The sequence below is a fragment of the Niveibacterium microcysteis genome (genome assembly GCF_017161445.1).
GTDB lineage: Bacteria > Pseudomonadota > Gammaproteobacteria > Burkholderiales > Rhodocyclaceae > Niveibacterium > Niveibacterium microcysteis.
Map to the genome: position 1 here is coordinate 925,056 of NZ_CP071060.1, position 19,851 is coordinate 944,906.

At 56.8% G+C, this 19,851-nt stretch carries 9 protein-coding genes, 4 tRNA genes and 6 rRNA genes; 16 read left to right on the forward strand and 3 right to left on the reverse strand.

Annotation, left to right across the window (positions count from 1 at the left end; translation table 11 throughout):
* The first annotated feature begins 379 nt into the window (after window positions 1–379).
* The 10 genes from JY500_RS04310 to rrf (JY500_RS04355) all read left to right on the forward strand — a co-directional run bounded on the left by JY500_RS04310 (window position 380) and on the right by rrf (JY500_RS04355) (window position 10,931).
* Window positions 380–1,910 (forward strand): 16S ribosomal RNA (locus JY500_RS04310).
* Window positions 1,911–1,976: 66 nt separating this feature from the next.
* A tRNA-Ile gene (locus JY500_RS04315) sits at window positions 1,977–2,053 on the forward strand.
* A 37-nt stretch (window positions 2,054–2,090) separates the two neighbouring features.
* A tRNA-Ala gene (locus JY500_RS04320) sits at window positions 2,091–2,166 on the forward strand.
* A 254-nt stretch (window positions 2,167–2,420) separates the two neighbouring features.
* Window positions 2,421–5,306 (forward strand): 23S ribosomal RNA (locus tag JY500_RS04325).
* A gap of 77 nt (window positions 5,307–5,383) precedes the next feature.
* Window positions 5,384–5,496 (forward strand): 5S ribosomal RNA (gene rrf, locus JY500_RS04330).
* A 318-nt stretch (window positions 5,497–5,814) separates the two neighbouring features.
* Window positions 5,815–7,345, forward strand: a 16S ribosomal RNA gene (locus JY500_RS04335).
* Window positions 7,346–7,411: 66 nt separating this feature from the next.
* Window positions 7,412–7,488 (forward strand) — tRNA-Ile (locus JY500_RS04340).
* A 37-nt stretch (window positions 7,489–7,525) separates the two neighbouring features.
* Window positions 7,526–7,601, forward strand: a tRNA-Ala gene (locus JY500_RS04345).
* A 254-nt stretch (window positions 7,602–7,855) separates the two neighbouring features.
* A 23S ribosomal RNA gene (locus JY500_RS04350) occupies window positions 7,856–10,741 on the forward strand.
* Window positions 10,742–10,818: 77 nt separating this feature from the next.
* Window positions 10,819–10,931 (forward strand): 5S ribosomal RNA (rrf, locus tag JY500_RS04355).
* Together the 16S, 23S and 5S rRNA genes with 4 tRNA genes alongside form the textbook arrangement of a ribosomal RNA operon.
* A gap of 339 nt (window positions 10,932–11,270) precedes the next feature.
* Here rrf (JY500_RS04355) and icmH read toward each other — a convergent pair.
* Genes icmH through tssJ form a run of 3 tightly spaced genes read right to left on the reverse strand, consistent with a single transcriptional unit; the run spans window position 11,271 to window position 14,163 of the window.
* Window positions 11,271–12,047 carry a type IVB secretion system protein IcmH/DotU gene (gene icmH, locus JY500_RS04360; protein WP_206255175.1) on the reverse strand — a complete coding sequence of 259 codons (777 nt, stop codon included), beginning with the start codon at window positions 12,045–12,047 and terminating at the stop codon, window positions 11,271–11,273.
* Entirely contained in the window at window positions 12,047–13,393 is a 1,347-nt protein-coding gene (gene tssK, locus JY500_RS04365; protein ID WP_246479787.1) for a type VI secretion system baseplate subunit TssK, read from the reverse strand. Before tssK ends, icmH begins: the two co-directional genes overlap by 1 nt.
* Window positions 13,390–14,163 (reverse strand): type VI secretion system lipoprotein TssJ, encoded by a 774-nt coding sequence (gene tssJ / locus JY500_RS04370; protein ID WP_206255177.1) that lies wholly within the window; start codon window positions 14,161–14,163, stop codon window positions 13,390–13,392. The genes tssK and tssJ overlap by 4 nt, the downstream gene beginning before the upstream one ends.
* Window positions 14,164–14,207: 44 nt before the next feature.
* Between tssJ and JY500_RS04375 the strand changes: the two genes are divergently transcribed.
* The 6 genes from JY500_RS04375 to tssF all read left to right on the forward strand — a co-directional run bounded on the left by JY500_RS04375 (window position 14,208) and on the right by tssF (window position 19,850).
* The gene (locus tag JY500_RS04375) at window positions 14,208–14,894 is read left to right on the forward strand and encodes a tetratricopeptide repeat protein (RefSeq protein WP_206255178.1); all 687 of its coding nucleotides are present in this window, start codon (window positions 14,208–14,210) and stop codon (window positions 14,892–14,894) included.
* A gap of 29 nt (window positions 14,895–14,923) precedes the next feature.
* Window positions 14,924–15,430, forward strand: coding sequence for a type VI secretion system contractile sheath small subunit (gene tssB / locus JY500_RS04380; RefSeq protein ID WP_206255179.1), 507 nt, complete (start codon window positions 14,924–14,926; stop codon window positions 15,428–15,430).
* Between the two features lie 3 nt (window positions 15,431–15,433).
* A complete protein-coding gene (gene tssC, locus JY500_RS04385) occupies window positions 15,434–16,918 on the forward strand; it encodes a type VI secretion system contractile sheath large subunit (RefSeq protein WP_172203494.1) in 1,485 nt (494 codons plus the stop codon).
* A 32-nt stretch (window positions 16,919–16,950) separates the two neighbouring features.
* Window positions 16,951–17,454, forward strand: coding sequence for an Hcp family type VI secretion system effector (locus JY500_RS04390; protein WP_172203495.1), 504 nt, complete (start codon window positions 16,951–16,953; stop codon window positions 17,452–17,454).
* 63 nt (window positions 17,455–17,517) lie between these two features.
* Window positions 17,518–18,012 carry a type VI secretion system baseplate subunit TssE gene (tssE, locus tag JY500_RS04395; protein WP_206255180.1) on the forward strand — a complete coding sequence of 165 codons (495 nt, stop codon included), beginning with the start codon at window positions 17,518–17,520 and terminating at the stop codon, window positions 18,010–18,012.
* The gene (gene tssF / locus JY500_RS04400; RefSeq protein WP_206255181.1) at window positions 18,009–19,850 is read left to right on the forward strand and encodes a type VI secretion system baseplate subunit TssF; all 1,842 of its coding nucleotides are present in this window, start codon (window positions 18,009–18,011) and stop codon (window positions 19,848–19,850) included. The genes tssE and tssF overlap by 4 nt, the downstream gene beginning before the upstream one ends.
* Window position 19,851: the final 1 nt, after the last annotated feature.

A 19,851-nucleotide genomic window follows, 5' to 3' on the forward strand; every position in this document is an offset into this window, starting at 1 on the left:
GCGCGGATCAGAAAATATTGCTCTGGCAGTTGACGCGAAAAGGCGGGGTCGCTATAGTCTCACCTCTCTGCTGCTGACGAAGCGAAAGCAACGGCGCAGCGGGCTTTCAAGCGGTTCTGGTTGTCGCGAAATGCGGCGGCGAAAATGAAAAGCTTGACAGAAATTTTTGAGTTGGTAATATAGCCGGCTCAGCACAAACGACGCAGTCGGATGTGCGCAGTAAGAAGTTGAGCAGTTTGCAGTTGATCTTTAAAAATTTGGACAACCGATAAGTGTGGGTGCTCGGTTGAAGCGAATCGAAACTTCGGTTTCGAAAAAGCAAGAGACTTGAGTGCCAATACTACATCGTCAGTGATGATGAGTTTGGCCAATTTGGATTGAACTTAAGAGTTTGATCCTGGCTCAGATTGAACGCTGGCGGCATGCCTTACACATGCAAGTCGAACGGATCTAGGGGCTTGCTCCTAGGTTAGTGGCGAACGGGTGAGTAATGCATCGGAACGTACCCAGTCGTGGGGGATAACGTAGCGAAAGTTACGCTAATACCGCATACGTCCTGAGGGAGAAAGCAGGGGATCGCAAGACCTTGCGCGATTGGAGCGGCCGATGTCGGATTAGCTAGTTGGTGGGGTAAAGGCCTACCAAGGCAACGATCCGTAGCTGGTCTGAGAGGATGATCAGCCACACTGGGACTGAGACACGGCCCAGACTCCTACGGGAGGCAGCAGTGGGGAATTTTGGACAATGGGCGAAAGCCTGATCCAGCCATGCCGCGTGAGTGAAGAAGGCCTTCGGGTTGTAAAGCTCTTTCAGACGGAAAGAAAACTTCGAGGCTAATACCTTCGGAGGATGACGGTACCGTAAGAAGAAGCACCGGCTAACTACGTGCCAGCAGCCGCGGTAATACGTAGGGTGCGAGCGTTAATCGGAATTACTGGGCGTAAAGCGTGCGCAGGCGGTTTTGTAAGACAGCTGTGAAATCCCCGGGCTCAACCTGGGAACTGCGGTTGTGACTGCAAGACTTGAGTACGGCAGAGGGGGGTGGAATTCCTGGTGTAGCAGTGAAATGCGTAGATATCAGGAGGAACACCGATGGCGAAGGCAGCCCCCTGGGCCTGTACTGACGCTCATGCACGAAAGCGTGGGGAGCAAACAGGATTAGATACCCTGGTAGTCCACGCCCTAAACGATGTCGACTAGTTGTTCGGAGGGTAAAACCTTTGAGTAACGTAGCTAACGCGTGAAGTCGACCGCCTGGGGAGTACGGCCGCAAGGTTAAAACTCAAAGGAATTGACGGGGACCCGCACAAGCGGTGGATGATGTGGATTAATTCGATGCAACGCGAAAAACCTTACCTACCCTTGACATGTCAGGAACTTTCCAGAGATGGATTGGTGCCCGAAAGGGAGCCTGAACACAGGTGCTGCATGGCTGTCGTCAGCTCGTGTCGTGAGATGTTGGGTTAAGTCCCGCAACGAGCGCAACCCTTGTCATTAGTTGCTACGCAAGAGCACTCTAATGAGACTGCCGGTGACAAACCGGAGGAAGGTGGGGATGACGTCAAGTCCTCATGGCCCTTATGGGTAGGGCTTCACACGTCATACAATGGTCGGTACAGAGGGTTGCCAAGCCGCGAGGTGGAGCCAATCCCAGAAAGCCGATCGTAGTCCGGATCGTAGTCTGCAACTCGACTACGTGAAGTCGGAATCGCTAGTAATCGCGGATCAGCATGCCGCGGTGAATACGTTCCCGGGTCTTGTACACACCGCCCGTCACACCATGGGAGTGGGTTTCACCAGAAGCAGGTAGCCTAACCGCAAGGGGGGCGCCTACCACGGTGGGATTCATGACTGGGGTGAAGTCGTAACAAGGTAGCCGTACCGGAAGGTGCGGCTGGATCACCTCCTTTCTAGAGCAAAGCAGATGCCGAGCTCCCACAACTTATCGGTTGTTCAGTAAAGACAGCGGACGTGCAGGGTCTGTAGCTCAGCCGGTTAGAGCACCGTCTTGATAAGGCGGGGGTCGTTGGTTCGAATCCAACCAGACCCACCATCAAATACTGATGGGTTCGGCTCGTACCACGGAACATGGGGCTGTAGCTCAGCTGGGAGAGCACCTGGTTTGCAACCAGGGGGTCGTCGGTTCGATCCCGTCCAGCTCCACCAATCTTGGTTACGTCAAAAGTCGCGTCATGAATGCAGATGGTGTCTGCATTCATGACTCTTCTTGAGTCAGCTGTCGATCTTTAAAAATCTGGAAGGCATGTATGAAGTCAGCGTGATGAGCGCTGGGCTTCATAGGTTGTGATTGCATCGAATTACATTCCATCCTTTGAACCAGCGATGGGGTGTAAAGAAACATTTGGCGTTTGAATCAAACACTGTAACCGCCTGAAGCAATTCAGGGTTCAAGGTTATAGGATCAAGCGACTAAGTGCATGTGGTGGATGCCTTGGCGATCACAGGCGATGAAGGACGTGGCAGTCTGCGAAAAGCCTCGGGGAGCTGACAAGCAAGCTTTGATCCGGGGATGTCCGAATGGGGAAACCCACCTCTTACGAGGTATCCCGCACTGAATACATAGGTGCGCGGAGGCGAACGCGGCGAACTGAAACATCTAAGTAGCCGCAGGAAAAGAAATCAACCGAGATTCCCATAGTAGTGGCGAGCGAATTGGGAAGAGCCTGTACGTGATAATCGAATTGCTAGTGGAACGGTCTGGAAAGTCCGGCAATAAAGGGTGATAGCCCCGTACGCGAAAGCAAATCGATGGTACTAAGCGTACGACAAGTAGGGCGGGGCACGAGAAACCCTGTCTGAACATGGGGGGACCATCCTCCAAGGCTAAATACTCGTGATCGACCGATAGTGAACAAGTACCGTGAGGGAAAGGCGAAAAGAACCCCGGGAGGGGAGTGAAATAGATCCTGAAACCGCATGCATACAAACAGTGGGAGCCTCCTTGTGGGGTGACTGCGTACCTTTTGTATAATGGGTCAGCGACTTACGTTCAGTAGCGAGCTTAACCGAATAGGGGAGGCGTAGCGAAAGCGAGTCTGATAAGGGCGCTTTAGTTGCTGGGCGTAGACCCGAAACCGGATGATCTACCCATGGCCAGGATGAAGGTTGGGTAACACCAGCTGGAGGTCCGAACCCACTAGTGTTGAAAAACTAGGGGATGAGCTGTGGGTAGGGGTGAAAGGCTAAACAAATCCGGAGATAGCTGGTTCTCCCCGAAAGCTATTTAGGTAGCGCCTCGTGTATCACTCTCGGGGGTAGAGCACTGTAATCGTTGAGGGGGTCATTGCGATCTACCTCGCGATAGCAAACTCCGAATACCGAGAAGTGCGAGCACGGGAGACAGACCTGGGGTGCTAACGTCCTGGGTCAAGAGGGAAACAACCCAGACCGCCAGCTAAGGCCCCAAATGCGTGGCTAAGTGGAAAACGAGGTGGGAAGGCATAGACAGCTAGGAGGTTGGCTTAGAAGCAGCCACCCTTTAAAGAAAGCGTAATAGCTCACTAGTCGAGTCGTCCTGCGCGGAAGATGTAACGGGGCTCAAGCCACGAGCCGAAGCTGCGGATGTGTCTATGACACATGGTAGGGGAGCGTTCCGTAAGCCTGCGAAGGTGGATCGAGAGGTCTGCTGGAGGTATCGGAAGTGCGAATGCTGACATGAGTAGCGATAAAACGGGTGAAAAGCCCGTTCGCCGAAAGCCCAAGGTTTCCTACGCAACGTTCATCGGCGTAGGGTGAGTCGGCCCCTAAGGCGAGGCAGAAATGCGTAGTCGATGGGAAACAGGTCAATATTCCTGTACCGCTCTTTGATGCGATGGGGGGACGGAGAAGGTTAGGTCAGCCGGGTGTTGGACGTCCCGGTTCAAGCCTGTAGGCGTGCTGCGTAGGCAAATCCGCGCGGCTTAGCTGAGGGGTGATAACGAGCGAACTTGTTCGCGAAGTGACTGATACCAAGCTTCCAGGAAAAGCCTCTAAGCTTCAGTCAAAGAGTGACCGTACCGCAAACCGACACAGGTGGGCAGGTTGAAAATACCAAGGCGCTTGAGAGAACTCAGGAGAAGGAACTCGGCAAATTGATACCGTAACTTCGGGAGAAGGTATGCCCCGGTAGCTTGTAGGAGTACATCCGAAGGGCGATGGGGCCGCAGAGAATCGGTGGCTGCGACTGTTTAATAAAAACACAGCACTCTGCAAACACGAAAGTGGACGTATAGGGTGTGACGCCTGCCCGGTGCCGGAAGGTTAAGTGATGGGGTGCAAGCTCTTGATCGAAGCCCCGGTAAACGGCGGCCGTAACTATAACGGTCCTAAGGTAGCGAAATTCCTTGTCGGGTAAGTTCCGACCTGCACGAATGGCGTAACGATGGCCACACTGTCTCCTCCTGAGACTCAGCGAAGTTGAAATGTTTGTGAAGATGCAATCTACCCGCGGCTAGACGGAAAGACCCCATGAACCTTTACTGTAGCTTTGCATTGGACTTTGACGGGGCTTGTGTAGGATAGGTGGGAGGCTATGAAACGGTGACGCTAGTTGCCGTGGAGCCGTCCTTGAAATACCACCCTGGCGTCGTTGAGGTTCTAACCTTGGTCTGTGAATCCAGATCGGGGACCGTGCATGGTAGGCAGTTTGACTGGGGCGGTCTCCTCCTAAAGGGTAACGGAGGAGTACGAAGGTCTCCTAGGTACGGTCGGAAATCGTACTGATAGTGCAATGGCAAAAGGAGGCTTGACTGCGAGACCCACAAGTCGAGCAGGTGCGAAAGCAGGTCATAGTGATCCGGTGGTTCTGTATGGAAGGGCCATCGCTCAACGGATAAAAGGTACTCTGGGGATAACAGGCTGATTCCGCCCAAGAGTTCACATCGACGGCGGAGTTTGGCACCTCGATGTCGGCTCATCACATCCTGGGGCTGTAGCCGGTCCCAAGGGTATGGCTGTTCGCCATTTAAAGTGGTACGTGAGCTGGGTTTAAAACGTCGTGAGACAGTTTGGTCCCTATCTGCCGTGGGCGCTGGAAGTTTGAGGGGGCCTGCTCCTAGTACGAGAGGACCGGAGTGGACGGATCTCTGGTGTACCGGTTGTCACGCCAGTGGCATTGCCGGGTAGCTAAATCCGGAAGAGATAACCGCTGAAAGCATCTAAGCGGGAAACTCGCCTCAAGATGAGACTTCCCTCGAGACTCGATCTCGCTAAAGGGTCGTGGAAGACCACCACGTTGATAGGCTGGGTGTGGAAGCGCAGTAATGCGTTAAGCTAACCAGTACTAATTGCCCGTGCGGCTTGATCCTATAACCTTGAGCTAATCAAGGTGTGCGACATATCGCCAAATCAGCGATCGCAACCTATACATGCCTACCAGTTACAGTCTGACGCCCATAGCGCTTTGGTACCACCCCTTCCCATCCCGAACAGGACCGTGAAACAAAGCCGCGCCAATGATATTGCGGTCTCCCGTGAGAAAGTAGGTCAGCGTCAGACTACCCCATTCAAAAAACCCCCGCCGCTATTCAGCCGGTGGGGGTTTTTCTTCCCTGGAAGAGCGAGAGTGTTTTGATGAATCAAAACTGCGCTTGACAGAAAATTTTGAGTTGGTAATATAGCCGGCTCAGCACAAACGACGCAGTCGGATGTGCGCAGTAAGAAGTTGAGCAGTTTGCAGTTGATCTTTAAAAATTTGGACAACCGATAAGTGTGGGTGCTCGGTTGAAGCGAATCGAAACTTCGGTTTCGAAAAAGCAAGAGACTTGAGTGCCAATACTACATCGTCAGTGATGATGAGTTTGGCCAATTTGGATTGAACTTAAGAGTTTGATCCTGGCTCAGATTGAACGCTGGCGGCATGCCTTACACATGCAAGTCGAACGGATCTAGGGGCTTGCTCCTAGGTTAGTGGCGAACGGGTGAGTAATGCATCGGAACGTACCCAGTCGTGGGGGATAACGTAGCGAAAGTTACGCTAATACCGCATACGTCCTGAGGGAGAAAGCAGGGGATCGCAAGACCTTGCGCGATTGGAGCGGCCGATGTCGGATTAGCTAGTTGGTGGGGTAAAGGCCTACCAAGGCAACGATCCGTAGCTGGTCTGAGAGGATGATCAGCCACACTGGGACTGAGACACGGCCCAGACTCCTACGGGAGGCAGCAGTGGGGAATTTTGGACAATGGGCGAAAGCCTGATCCAGCCATGCCGCGTGAGTGAAGAAGGCCTTCGGGTTGTAAAGCTCTTTCAGACGGAAAGAAAACTTCGAGGCTAATACCTTCGGAGGATGACGGTACCGTAAGAAGAAGCACCGGCTAACTACGTGCCAGCAGCCGCGGTAATACGTAGGGTGCGAGCGTTAATCGGAATTACTGGGCGTAAAGCGTGCGCAGGCGGTTTTGTAAGACAGCTGTGAAATCCCCGGGCTCAACCTGGGAACTGCGGTTGTGACTGCAAGACTTGAGTACGGCAGAGGGGGGTGGAATTCCTGGTGTAGCAGTGAAATGCGTAGATATCAGGAGGAACACCGATGGCGAAGGCAGCCCCCTGGGCCTGTACTGACGCTCATGCACGAAAGCGTGGGGAGCAAACAGGATTAGATACCCTGGTAGTCCACGCCCTAAACGATGTCGACTAGTTGTTCGGAGGGTAAAACCTTTGAGTAACGTAGCTAACGCGTGAAGTCGACCGCCTGGGGAGTACGGCCGCAAGGTTAAAACTCAAAGGAATTGACGGGGACCCGCACAAGCGGTGGATGATGTGGATTAATTCGATGCAACGCGAAAAACCTTACCTACCCTTGACATGTCAGGAACTTTCCAGAGATGGATTGGTGCCCGAAAGGGAGCCTGAACACAGGTGCTGCATGGCTGTCGTCAGCTCGTGTCGTGAGATGTTGGGTTAAGTCCCGCAACGAGCGCAACCCTTGTCATTAGTTGCTACGCAAGAGCACTCTAATGAGACTGCCGGTGACAAACCGGAGGAAGGTGGGGATGACGTCAAGTCCTCATGGCCCTTATGGGTAGGGCTTCACACGTCATACAATGGTCGGTACAGAGGGTTGCCAAGCCGCGAGGTGGAGCCAATCCCAGAAAGCCGATCGTAGTCCGGATCGTAGTCTGCAACTCGACTACGTGAAGTCGGAATCGCTAGTAATCGCGGATCAGCATGCCGCGGTGAATACGTTCCCGGGTCTTGTACACACCGCCCGTCACACCATGGGAGTGGGTTTCACCAGAAGCAGGTAGCCTAACCGCAAGGGGGGCGCCTACCACGGTGGGATTCATGACTGGGGTGAAGTCGTAACAAGGTAGCCGTACCGGAAGGTGCGGCTGGATCACCTCCTTTCTAGAGCAAAGCAGATGCCGAGCTCCCACAACTTATCGGTTGTTCAGTAAAGACAGCGGACGTGCAGGGTCTGTAGCTCAGCCGGTTAGAGCACCGTCTTGATAAGGCGGGGGTCGTTGGTTCGAATCCAACCAGACCCACCATCAAATACTGATGGGTTCGGCTCGTACCACGGAACATGGGGCTGTAGCTCAGCTGGGAGAGCACCTGGTTTGCAACCAGGGGGTCGTCGGTTCGATCCCGTCCAGCTCCACCAATCTTGGTTACGTCAAAAGTCGCGTCATGAATGCAGATGGTGTCTGCATTCATGACTCTTCTTGAGTCAGCTGTCGATCTTTAAAAATCTGGAAGGCATGTATGAAGTCAGCGTGATGAGCGCTGGGCTTCATAGGTTGTGATTGCATCGAATTACATTCCATCCTTTGAACCAGCGATGGGGTGTAAAGAAACATTTGGCGTTTGAATCAAACACTGTAACCGCCTGAAGCAATTCAGGGTTCAAGGTTATAGGATCAAGCGACTAAGTGCATGTGGTGGATGCCTTGGCGATCACAGGCGATGAAGGACGTGGCAGTCTGCGAAAAGCCTCGGGGAGCTGACAAGCAAGCTTTGATCCGGGGATGTCCGAATGGGGAAACCCACCTCTTACGAGGTATCCCGCACTGAATACATAGGTGCGCGGAGGCGAACGCGGCGAACTGAAACATCTAAGTAGCCGCAGGAAAAGAAATCAACCGAGATTCCCATAGTAGTGGCGAGCGAATTGGGAAGAGCCTGTACGTGATAATCGAATTGCTAGTGGAACGGTCTGGAAAGTCCGGCAATAAAGGGTGATAGCCCCGTACGCGAAAGCAAATCGATGGTACTAAGCGTACGACAAGTAGGGCGGGGCACGAGAAACCCTGTCTGAACATGGGGGGACCATCCTCCAAGGCTAAATACTCGTGATCGACCGATAGTGAACAAGTACCGTGAGGGAAAGGCGAAAAGAACCCCGGGAGGGGAGTGAAATAGATCCTGAAACCGCATGCATACAAACAGTGGGAGCCTCCTTGTGGGGTGACTGCGTACCTTTTGTATAATGGGTCAGCGACTTACGTTCAGTAGCGAGCTTAACCGAATAGGGGAGGCGTAGCGAAAGCGAGTCTGATAAGGGCGCTTTAGTTGCTGGGCGTAGACCCGAAACCGGATGATCTACCCATGGCCAGGATGAAGGTTGGGTAACACCAGCTGGAGGTCCGAACCCACTAGTGTTGAAAAACTAGGGGATGAGCTGTGGGTAGGGGTGAAAGGCTAAACAAATCCGGAGATAGCTGGTTCTCCCCGAAAGCTATTTAGGTAGCGCCTCGTGTATCACTCTCGGGGGTAGAGCACTGTAATCGTTGAGGGGGTCATTGCGATCTACCTCGCGATAGCAAACTCCGAATACCGAGAAGTGCGAGCACGGGAGACAGACCTGGGGTGCTAACGTCCTGGGTCAAGAGGGAAACAACCCAGACCGCCAGCTAAGGCCCCAAATGCGTGGCTAAGTGGAAAACGAGGTGGGAAGGCATAGACAGCTAGGAGGTTGGCTTAGAAGCAGCCACCCTTTAAAGAAAGCGTAATAGCTCACTAGTCGAGTCGTCCTGCGCGGAAGATGTAACGGGGCTCAAGCCACGAGCCGAAGCTGCGGATGTGTCTATGACACATGGTAGGGGAGCGTTCCGTAAGCCTGCGAAGGTGGATCGAGAGGTCTGCTGGAGGTATCGGAAGTGCGAATGCTGACATGAGTAGCGATAAAACGGGTGAAAAGCCCGTTCGCCGAAAGCCCAAGGTTTCCTACGCAACGTTCATCGGCGTAGGGTGAGTCGGCCCCTAAGGCGAGGCAGAAATGCGTAGTCGATGGGAAACAGGTCAATATTCCTGTACCGCTCTTTGATGCGATGGGGGGACGGAGAAGGTTAGGTCAGCCGGGTGTTGGACGTCCCGGTTCAAGCCTGTAGGCGTGCTGCGTAGGCAAATCCGCGCGGCTTAGCTGAGGGGTGATAACGAGCGAACTTGTTCGCGAAGTGACTGATACCAAGCTTCCAGGAAAAGCCTCTAAGCTTCAGTCAAAGAGTGACCGTACCGCAAACCGACACAGGTGGGCAGGTTGAAAATACCAAGGCGCTTGAGAGAACTCAGGAGAAGGAACTCGGCAAATTGATACCGTAACTTCGGGAGAAGGTATGCCCCGGTAGCTTGTAGGAGTACATCCGAAGGGCGATGGGGCCGCAGAGAATCGGTGGCTGCGACTGTTTAATAAAAACACAGCACTCTGCAAACACGAAAGTGGACGTATAGGGTGTGACGCCTGCCCGGTGCCGGAAGGTTAAGTGATGGGGTGCAAGCTCTTGATCGAAGCCCCGGTAAACGGCGGCCGTAACTATAACGGTCCTAAGGTAGCGAAATTCCTTGTCGGGTAAGTTCCGACCTGCACGAATGGCGTAACGATGGCCACACTGTCTCCTCCTGAGACTCAGCGAAGTTGAAATGTTTGTGAAGATGCAATCTACCCGCGGCTAGACGGAAAGACCCCATGAACCTTTACTGTAGCTTTGCATTGGACTTTGACGGGGCTTGTGTAGGATAGGTGGGAGGCTATGAAACGGTGACGCTAGTTGCCGTGGAGCCGTCCTTGAAATACCACCCTGGCGTCGTTGAGGTTCTAACCTTGGTCTGTGAATCCAGATCGGGGACCGTGCATGGTAGGCAGTTTGACTGGGGCGGTCTCCTCCTAAAGGGTAACGGAGGAGTACGAAGGTCTCCTAGGTACGGTCGGAAATCGTACTGATAGTGCAATGGCAAAAGGAGGCTTGACTGCGAGACCCACAAGTCGAGCAGGTGCGAAAGCAGGTCATAGTGATCCGGTGGTTCTGTATGGAAGGGCCATCGCTCAACGGATAAAAGGTACTCTGGGGATAACAGGCTGATTCCGCCCAAGAGTTCACATCGACGGCGGAGTTTGGCACCTCGATGTCGGCTCATCACATCCTGGGGCTGTAGCCGGTCCCAAGGGTATGGCTGTTCGCCATTTAAAGTGGTACGTGAGCTGGGTTTAAAACGTCGTGAGACAGTTTGGTCCCTATCTGCCGTGGGCGCTGGAAGTTTGAGGGGGCCTGCTCCTAGTACGAGAGGACCGGAGTGGACGGATCTCTGGTGTACCGGTTGTCACGCCAGTGGCATTGCCGGGTAGCTAAATCCGGAAGAGATAACCGCTGAAAGCATCTAAGCGGGAAACTCGCCTCAAGATGAGACTTCCCTCGAGACTCGATCTCGCTAAAGGGTCGTGGAAGACCACCACGTTGATAGGCTGGGTGTGGAAGCGCAGTAATGCGTTAAGCTAACCAGTACTAATTGCCCGTGCGGCTTGATCCTATAACCTTGAGCTAATCAAGGTGTGCGACATATCGCCAAATCAGCGATCGCAACCTATACATGCCTACCAGTTACAGTCTGACGCCCATAGCGCTTTGGTACCACCCCTTCCCATCCCGAACAGGACCGTGAAACAAAGCCGCGCCAATGATATTGCGGTCTCCCGTGAGAAAGTAGGTCAGCGTCAGACTACCCCATTCAAAAAACCCCCGCCGCTATTCAGCCGGTGGGGGTTTTTCTTTTCAGCATCTCATCTTCTGTGGCCGCCGTAGCGGGCCACTCAACCACGTCGTACCCTCCAACCGCAATTGAGCCGAAACAGAAGCGCCTCGCGACGCCCGACGTACGCGCTTGCGTTTCGCTGCACTGAACCCAAGACCCAGATGAGGCAGTCGGGCCTGCGGGAGGCCGGGCGGCGCCAGGTCGAGTGATCGCCATTCATCTTCTCTGGCGGAAATCTCTCTACGTTTGATTCAGACCACAGCGCCCAACGCAGCGGCTAAAAGGGTTGCGCGAACGCTCTCTCCTCTTATGGCAGGCTGATCGTGACGTGAGCCTGTCGTGGTGCGACTTTCACGACCTCGTGAAAATTCGAAACTGATTGGGCGGTGGATTTGTCGAGCCATGAACTCAGACCAACAAACACCGCCAACGTGATCAGGGCGTAGCCGGAAATCACTCCCCATAACGGCAGGTTTCCGCGCAGGGCATGTCGTATCGAATCCGGTGCTGCCCAGTCAGGGGCGAACGCGGCGCGTTTTCCTTTGTAGTGGGCAATCTCATCGCCGAGCCGACCCACCAGGTAGCCGAGCTTCTCCGGCGACTCGAGCAGGTATCGACCACGGAAGCCGAGCAGAAGGCAAAGGTGGTAGACCTCGAGCGATTGGAGTCGTGTGGCGCCCTCGGCACGCAGGGCCTCTAAGCGTTCAAAGAATCGCTCGCCTGCGAGCTGATCGCCGAAGAATGCCAGCTGCAGGGGTTGCCGTTCCCATGCATCGCGGATGGAGAAGCGCGATGCGAGGATGTGCTCGTCCATCGAGGCGCAGAAGGCGTACTTCGCAGCGAATATGTCGTCGGTCGCGATATTTGCGCGTTTTGCCGAACGTTCGAACTCATCAAGGAATTCGCGCAGGCGCTCTCGAAACTGATCCGCGTCGATTGGCGCGTTGCGGTTGCGAATCAGGAACATCAGGTAGAAACCGTCGTACATCATGTCGACGAGCGTTTTCGGCTGGCGCGAGGATTCGCTCGGACGGCGACGGAGTTCGCTATCGGCGAACAGGGACGGTGGAAGGGAGGGATTCATCACTGCACCAGAGCGAAGAGTTCAAGTCGCAAATCGCGGAAGCCTGTGGGCACATAGAGGGCAACAGATTGCGCTTGGCGCATCCGTTCAAATAGCGGTCCGTTCGGTTCCAGCGAGAAGTAGTAGTTGCCGGGTCGTACAGGCACTGCCGCCGGGACTTGTGGGGCTGCTGTGAGCTTCACGCCAGGCATCGCGGACAACAGCAGCTTGTCCACGTCGTCAGGGGCGCCCAGCTTGAAACGCAGCGGCACAGCCTCGACCAACTCCGGGGGCGGCATATCTGCGCTGACGGAGAGGTAGAAGGCGGTATCGGCACCGAGCTTGTCAGAGTCCATACGACCCACGAAGAACGATGGTTTGGTCTCCGTAAGGGTGATCGTTACGCATCGGGTTGATATGACAGTCTCCAGCAACTCCCGGATGATTCTGTCGAGGCGAAAGAAGCCCTCGGCTGGATCGTTGTGGTCATAGACCGGGAGATCCTCGAGCGTGTGGCTCTTGGCGAAGGTCATCAGGGCTCCCGCGACCTCCAGCAGCGACTCAAAGAGGCGCTCGGGATGCAGACGCGGGTGTTTGAACAGATGACTGAGACGTGCGAATGCGCTGCTCGCCGTGTGCAGCAGCCAGAAGGATGCAATGTCGCCGGAACGGATTTCTACGATGTTCTTGCTGGGCTCGCGATGGAAGCCGTAAAGCGCGGCGCACTTGGCCTGCAGAATATCCAGCGTGCGCCGCAGCAGCGCGTAGAGCGTTGGCAGCGCCTCGATGGCAACCGCGGGTGGCATGAAAGCCGGATCGATTTCGTAGCCGCCGGTTGACGTTTTGCGGATACGCACTGCCGGAAGGGTGATGAATTGCTCGATCGCATCCTGGTCCGACAGCAGGCGAGGTTGCTTGCGTAGGAGCATGACATCGGCCTCGGCGGCGCGGGTGAATAGATCGGCCGCGAGTTCGCTCGCTGGGCGAAAGCGCGCGTTGCCGCGAGTATCTCCCGCCTGTGTTTGATTGCCGCCCGCCGTGCGTAGGTGGGGCAAAGCCAAGTGAAAGGTGATCGCTTCCCGCGGAAACGATAGCTGTGCAAGGTTGACGGGCTCAGGTAGCTCGTCGGCGTCTGGCGCAGCGTAGAACTCGCCGTCCGGAAACACGGCTCTTACCTCTTCGAGCCGTAGTACGCCAGAACTGAGCGCGTCTTTGTCCCACCGTAACAGCCTGAAGCCCCATGCATAGGGGTGCATGGTGCGTCCAAGCTCCGTCAGTCGGCTTTCGTGGTAGAGATCCTGCCGTTGAAAGTGCTGGGGCCGCAAAAAGAGCCCCTCTCCCCACAAGACCTTTGCTGCTGCCTTCACATCAATTCTCCTGATTGCATCGACTGCCCTTGCGTCTCGGTCTGACCGCATCGCGTTGAACCGAGCTTCGCTGGTGCGTCATATCCCCAACCTGCGGGGCTTCCGACGCTTACGCTGAATGCGCATGCGTGGGCACCGAGCACAAGCCCGGTCTTCGCAGCTGCTGTTCTCTCGAACACCGCACGCCACCGCTGTGGCAAGGGCGTGCGAAACGCGCCCGCAACCGCAAGCACGGACGCTTCACGTGTCACTTTCTCCTTGAGATCGAGCAACTGAAGCGGTGTCAAAACCAGTTCTCTGACTTCCACCAGATCTGCACCGAGGGCTTCTTTCTCGCGATTCGGCGTCAGGATTGCGTCGGGCGGCATCGCCAGAAACGCCTCCGCACTGCGCAACTTGTACACGCGAACAACGAGCGCCGTGCCTTTGCCGTCCGGCCCCGCGTTAAGCACTTTGGATGCGTGAATCCGCAATGCCACTTCATCAAAGCCGCTGGTCGAATCGGCGTTTGCCCGTTTGAGTCCGACGGACCCGAGGGCGCTATCCGCCGCCGAGCTGATCAGGTTGGTTGTCTCGTTCGAGGCGCATCCCAACAAGCTAAGGGCGAGCGTCAGCAGCGCCCCTCGTGCGATTTTCTGACGGACTCCCGATGCGGAAGAACTGCACAGTGCGTATGGCATCGTCATTGAAACGGCGTTTTCTTGTTCGTAGAGTACCACCCATGTTGCATACGCCAACGGGATATGCGAAGCGGGTGTGAAGTGCGACATAGCTCGGTGCTTTGCCACCCTGAATCGAGAATGGGAGCCAAACAATGAAGAATTCCGGACGTCGTTTTAACACTGCTACATCGGCGGCTTCCGTCTGCGTAGCGCTGCTCTTGAGTGCCTGCGCAACCACCTCACAGCTCTCCGAGCTGGACCAATTCAAGGATGTCGCGGCAGTCCAGCAGCGCGTCGATGAACTGGTGGCGTCGGGGGATGTCCAGAAGGCGCAGGCGATGCTCGAAAGCACCGCCAAGGCCAATCCCACCGATCCGGCGCCGTGGGTGCGCATGGCCCAGTTGCAATTTGATCGCGGTAACTACTCGGGAACGATTGCCGCTGCGGATGAGGCTGTGCAGCGGGACCCGGCGAACGTTCAGGCGAAGGGGCTGGCGCTCGTCGCCAGCCTTCGGATCGCAGTGCGGAATATTCAAGAGTTGCGTGGTGGTGTCGCGCTCGGCGGCGATACGCGCGGCGAAGCTGAGCGACTGGCGCGCACCCTGCGCGAGACGATCAAGGAGGATGTACTCGTTCCGGTCGCTCCGGCGAACGATCCGAAGAAGGCGCGGACTGCGAGCCGCTCTGCGAAGCCAGCAACCTCCTCTGCCGCTGCTCCCGCGACAACCGCGGCTGCGGCGACCCCAGCCGTCAAACCTGCCCCCGCAACGCCGACTGCATCGAAGTCCCCCGCTCCTGCAGCCAAAGCCTCTGCCGACCCCTTCGGCGCTCTCAAGTAACCGACCCCGATACGAACAGGAAACCAATCATGGCCAAGAAGGAAAGTGTTCAGCAGAAGCTGACCCGTGTGCGCCCGCCGCGCGTGCAGCTGACCTATGAAGTTGAACGCGGTGACGCGATCGAGCAGAAGGAGCTCCCGTTTGTAGTCGGGGTTGTTGGTGACTTTGCTGGCCAGTCCGACGTCGAGCAACCGCGTCTGCGGGACCGTCGCTTCGTGAATATCGATGGCGACAACTTTGACGATGTGATGCAGGGGTTGGAGCCACGTGCCGCCTACCGTGTCGAGAACAAGCTGACGGGTGAGGGGGGCGAGTTCGCAGTCGACCTCAAGTTCCGCTCGCTAGAGGACTTCCGTCCGGAGTCGGTTGTTCAGCAAGTCGACCCGCTTCGTAAGCTGCTGGAGGCGCGCAGCAAGTTGGCCGACCTGCGAAACAAGCTCGCTGGAAACGACAAGCTTGAAGACCTGCTGCAAGACGTGCTCAACAGCACCGAGAAGCTCGCAGCATTGAGTGCAGAAGCCAAGGTGGAGGAGTAAGCAATGAGTGCATCCGCCCTGGCGCTTGCTCAGCAAGCCAATGAAGCGGGCTACAGCCTGCTCGATGAAATCGTCTCGGAGAGCCGCGTTGCGCGCTCGCCGGTAGAGCACAGCCGTGCGCGCGACCTGATCAGCGAGTTGGTGCAGCAGGTCATGAGTGGCACGGTGGTCGTATCAGAGAACCTTGCCGCGACGCTCGACGCACGTATTGCTGAGCTCGACGCGATGCTGTCCGATCAGCTCTCCGCAGTGATGCATGCGCCTGAGTTCCAGAAACTGGAGTCGTCCTGGCGCGGCCTTGAGTACCTTTGCAAGCAGAGCGCGACGGGTCAGATGCTCAAGATCAAGGTGCTCAACGTCACGAAGCGCGAGCTCATCAAGGACTTTCGCGGTGCGGTCGAATTTGACCAGAGCGCGCTGTTCAAGAAGGTCTACGAAGAAGAGTTTGGCACCTTCGGTGGCGCGCCGTTCGGCACCTTGCTCGGTGACTTCGACATCACGCGTCAACCTGAGGACATGTACTTCATCGAGCAGATGTCGCATGTGGCTGCTGCGGCGCACGCCCCCTTCATCTCCGCCGCGTCGCCAGAGCTCTTTGGCCTCGAAGGCTTCACCGACCTCGGCAAGCCGCGCGACCTGTCGAAAGTGTTCGACACCGTCGAGTATGCGAAATGGAAGTCGTTCCGAGAGTCCGAAGACGCGCGTTACGTTGGCCTGACCCTGCCGCATTTCCTCGGTCGTCTGCCTTACAACCCCAAGGATGGCACGACGGTTGAGGGCTTCAATTTCGTCGAGGATGTGGACGGCACGGACCACAGCAAGTACCTGTGGGTGAACGCCGCCTATGCCTTTACGTCCCGCATCACCGACGCCTTCGACAAGTATGGCTGGTGCGCTGCGATCCGCGGGGTCGAAGGCGGTGGCTTGGTGGAAGATCTGCCTACCCACACCTTCAAGACGGACGAGGGTGAAGTCGCGCTGAAGTGCCCCACGGAAGTTGCGATTACCGATCGTCGTGAGAAGGAACTTTCCGATCTCGGCTTCATCCCGCTGGTGCATTGCAAGGGCACTGACTATGCAGCCTTCTTTGGCGCGCAGTCGGTGCAGAAGGCGAAGAAGTACAACACCGATGCCGCGAATGCCAACGCGGTGCTCTCCGCCCAGCTGCAGTACATCTTCGCGGTGTGCCGCATCTCGCATTACCTCAAGGCGATGATGCGCGACAAGATCGGCAGTTTCGCATCTGCTGGCAACGTCGAGACCTATCTGAACGGCTGGGTCTCGCAGTACGTCCTGCTTGATGACGGGGCCTCGCAAGAGGCGAAGGCGGAGTTTCCTTTGCGCGAAGCATCGGTTCAGGTATCCGAGGTCCCGGGCAAACCGGGTGTCTACCGTGCAGTCGCGTTCCTGCGCCCGCACTTCCAGCTGGACGAGCTCACGGTTTCACTGCGCCTGGTGGCCGAGCTGCCTCAATCCTCAGGCGCGTAACTTTCTACCCCAAGTAACTTAGGAGCCACAACGTGAAGGACATTTACGTTCAGTTCAAAGGCAAGTACGACATCAAGGGCGAGTCCCGCGATGCTGAGCACAAGGAATGGATCGAGGTCAGCTCCTGGAGCCACCTGATTCGCCAGCCGCGTTCGGCGACCGCGTCGACCGCCGGCGGCCACACCGCCGAGCGTTGCGAGCACGGCGAAATGATCTTCGTGAAGGACCTGGATCTGACCTCGCCGCGCATCTGGGAAGGCTGCTCGGCCGGTCACACCTTCGACGAAGTGACCATCGACTTCATGCGTGCGGATGGCGATAAGCGCGTGAAGTACCTCGAGATCAAGCTCAAGCATGTACTGCTGGCGTCGGTGACGCCGTCGGTGGCCGGCGAAGGCATCCCGACGGAGACTTTCACGCTGAAGTACGCCGCTGTGCAATGGACCTACACCGCACAGGACATCGCTGGCGGTGTCAAGGGCAACAAGGTTGCCAAGTGGAGCCTGGCGAAGAACAACTCGACCTACGAGATCTAATTCGCCGAACCGGAACACGGCAATGCATCCAGCGGCGCCGTGTTTCAACGCAGAAGAGATGTCATGAAGGGTTTTTCCCCAACCTTGTTTGAGCGACTGTTCGACGATGCGCCGCACCGTGGGGACGATCCGGCGCCGCTGCGGCGCTGGTCGATTGAAGAGCTCAAGGACAGTGTCGCGCGGGACCTTGAGTCCCTGCTCAATAGCCGTTGCGGCTTGCGTGAAGCCTTGTTGGAAAGCTACCCGGAGGCGGCGCGCTCGCTGGCCAGTTTTGGCATGATGGATTTCGTCGGCCTGAGCCTCGCCAATCCGGCCGACAGAGCGCGAATTTGCGCAACGCTCGAGCGGACGATTTTGCAACATGAGCCACGGCTCAAACGGGTGCACGTCGCACTGCGTGGCGACGAACGTAGCGTTGGCCGTTTGAATTTCGCGATCCAGGCCGTGCTGTATGTGCCGCCGACGGCGGAGCCGGTTGGCTTCGATGCGGTGTTGCAGCCTTGCACGCAACAGTACTCCGTCGCGAGCAGCCGACGTGCGCTTCAGGCGGTCGCATGAACGATCTGCTGCCCTATTACGAGCGCGAGTTGACCTTCCTGCGTCGGCATTCGCGCGAATTCGCCGAACAGTTTCCAAAGATCGCCTCGCGGCTGTTGTTGTCTGGTGAGGCGTGCGAAGACCCACACGTCGAGCGCATGCTGGAGTCATTCGCGCTGCTGTCGGCGCGGGTGCACAAGAAGCTCGACGATGATTTCCCCGAGTTGACCGAGAGCCTGCTCGGCGTGCTCGCACCGCACTACTTGCGGCCGCTGCCGTCGTGTTCGATTGCGCGCTTCGATACTGGCGGGGCTGATGCGCAGTTGTCCGCCCCGGTGGTATTGCCGCGCGGCACTTCCCTGGCGACTCGCCCCTCGGGTGGCGTTGCGTGCCGCTTCCGCACCGCCTACGACGTTACGCTGGCGCCCTTGCGCATTGCTGCTGCTGGGTTTGAGCAGCCTGTGGTATCGGGGCGCAGCTTGCGCGTACCTGCAGAAACGACCTGTGCGCTGACTCTGACGCTGGAGGCAACCGGGAGCGCGTTGCCGCTTAACGCGATCGACATCCCGCATTTGCGCCTGTTTCTCGATGGCGAGCCCTCTCTCGTTTGTCACTTGCGCGAGGCGTTGTTCTCGTCGCTGCGCGGGCTTGCGGTGGGGACGCCGGAGCACAGCGCATGGCAGGTACTTGGATGCGCAGCGATCCGGCCAGTGGGTTTCGGTATCGATGAAGGGCTGCTTGACTATGACGCGCGTTCGCAGCTGGCGTATCGCCTACTGACGGAGTTCTTCCTGTTCCCCAGCAAGTTCGACTTCTTCGATCTAGACTTCGCGGCGATTCGCACAGCGTTGCCGCCGAACACGCGGCAAATCCAGTTGAAGTTCTTCCTTGGCAAGGGTGCCACGGAGCTCGAGCCGGCGCTTCTCGAGCGCGTCACGGCGGCGAACTTCGTTACGGGCTGCACCCCGGTGGTTAACCTGTTTGAGCGCAACGCAGAGCCGATTCGTCTGGACCATGCGCGTGCGCACTATCCGCTGGTTGTTGACGCGCGTCGCGCGGCGGCCTTCGAGCTCTATTCGATCAATCGCGTGTCGCGTGTTGAAAAGAGCAGCCGCGGCGAACGCATTTCCGAGTTCCGCCCCTTCTACGGGTTGCGGCATGCCGAGACGCCGGCGCACGAGGCGCGCTACTGGCATCTGCGTCGTGATGCCCGGGTCGCGGAAGTGTCGCCCGGCTACGAGTACGAAATCGCCTTGGTCGATGTGGCGGACGATGGCGCCGAGGAGCGGACCGAAACGCTCAGCATCGAGGTCACGGCGACCAATCGCAACCTGCCGTCTCAGCTGCCTTACGGTCTGCCAGAAGGTGATCTGTTCATCGAGGGGGGATCAGTCGCTCGGCGCATTTCGTTCCTGCGCCGGCCTACGCCTAGCCACCGCTTTCGTACCGAGGATGAGGGGCTGTGGCGTCTGATCTCGCATCTCTCGTTGAACAGATTGTCGCTTGCGGAGAATGGCGTAGACGCGCTGAAGGAAACCTTCGGGCTTTATAACGCCAGCCGTACGGCGAGCAATCAGCGGATCATCGATGGGCTGACGTCGATCGAGCATCGACCGTCGAGTGCCATGCTGCCGGGCGATCCCTTTCCGGCTTTCGTACGTGGCATTGACATCGAGATCAGCGTCGACGAGCAGGCTTTCGTAGGCGTCGGCCTGTCACTCTTTGTCGCGGTGCTCGAGCACTTCTTCGCACTGTACGTGCATCTCAACAGCTTCACGCGCTTGCGCGTCCGTTCCACGCGCAGTGGCGAGATCCTGACCGTGTGCAAACCGCGCAGCGGTGACATGGTGCTCGTGTGAG

Coding starts and splice junctions, on each gene's coding strand:
- tssB (WP_206255179.1), top strand. CDS start 14,924: ATGGCCAAGAAGGAAAGTGTTCAGCAGAAGCTGACCCGTGTGCGCCCG.
- JY500_RS04375 (WP_206255178.1), top strand. CDS start 14,208: ATGAAGAATTCCGGACGTCGTTTTAACACTGCTACATCGGCGGCTTCC.
- tssC (WP_172203494.1), top strand. CDS start 15,434: ATGAGTGCATCCGCCCTGGCGCTTGCTCAGCAAGCCAATGAAGCGGGC.
- tssF (WP_206255181.1), top strand. CDS start 18,009: ATGAACGATCTGCTGCCCTATTACGAGCGCGAGTTGACCTTCCTGCGT.
- tssE (WP_206255180.1), top strand. CDS start 17,518: ATGAAGGGTTTTTCCCCAACCTTGTTTGAGCGACTGTTCGACGATGCG.
- icmH (WP_206255175.1), bottom strand. CDS start 12,047: ATGAATCCCTCCCTTCCACCGTCCCTGTTCGCCGATAGCGAACTCCGT.
- tssJ (WP_206255177.1), bottom strand. CDS start 14,163: ATGTCGCACTTCACACCCGCTTCGCATATCCCGTTGGCGTATGCAACA.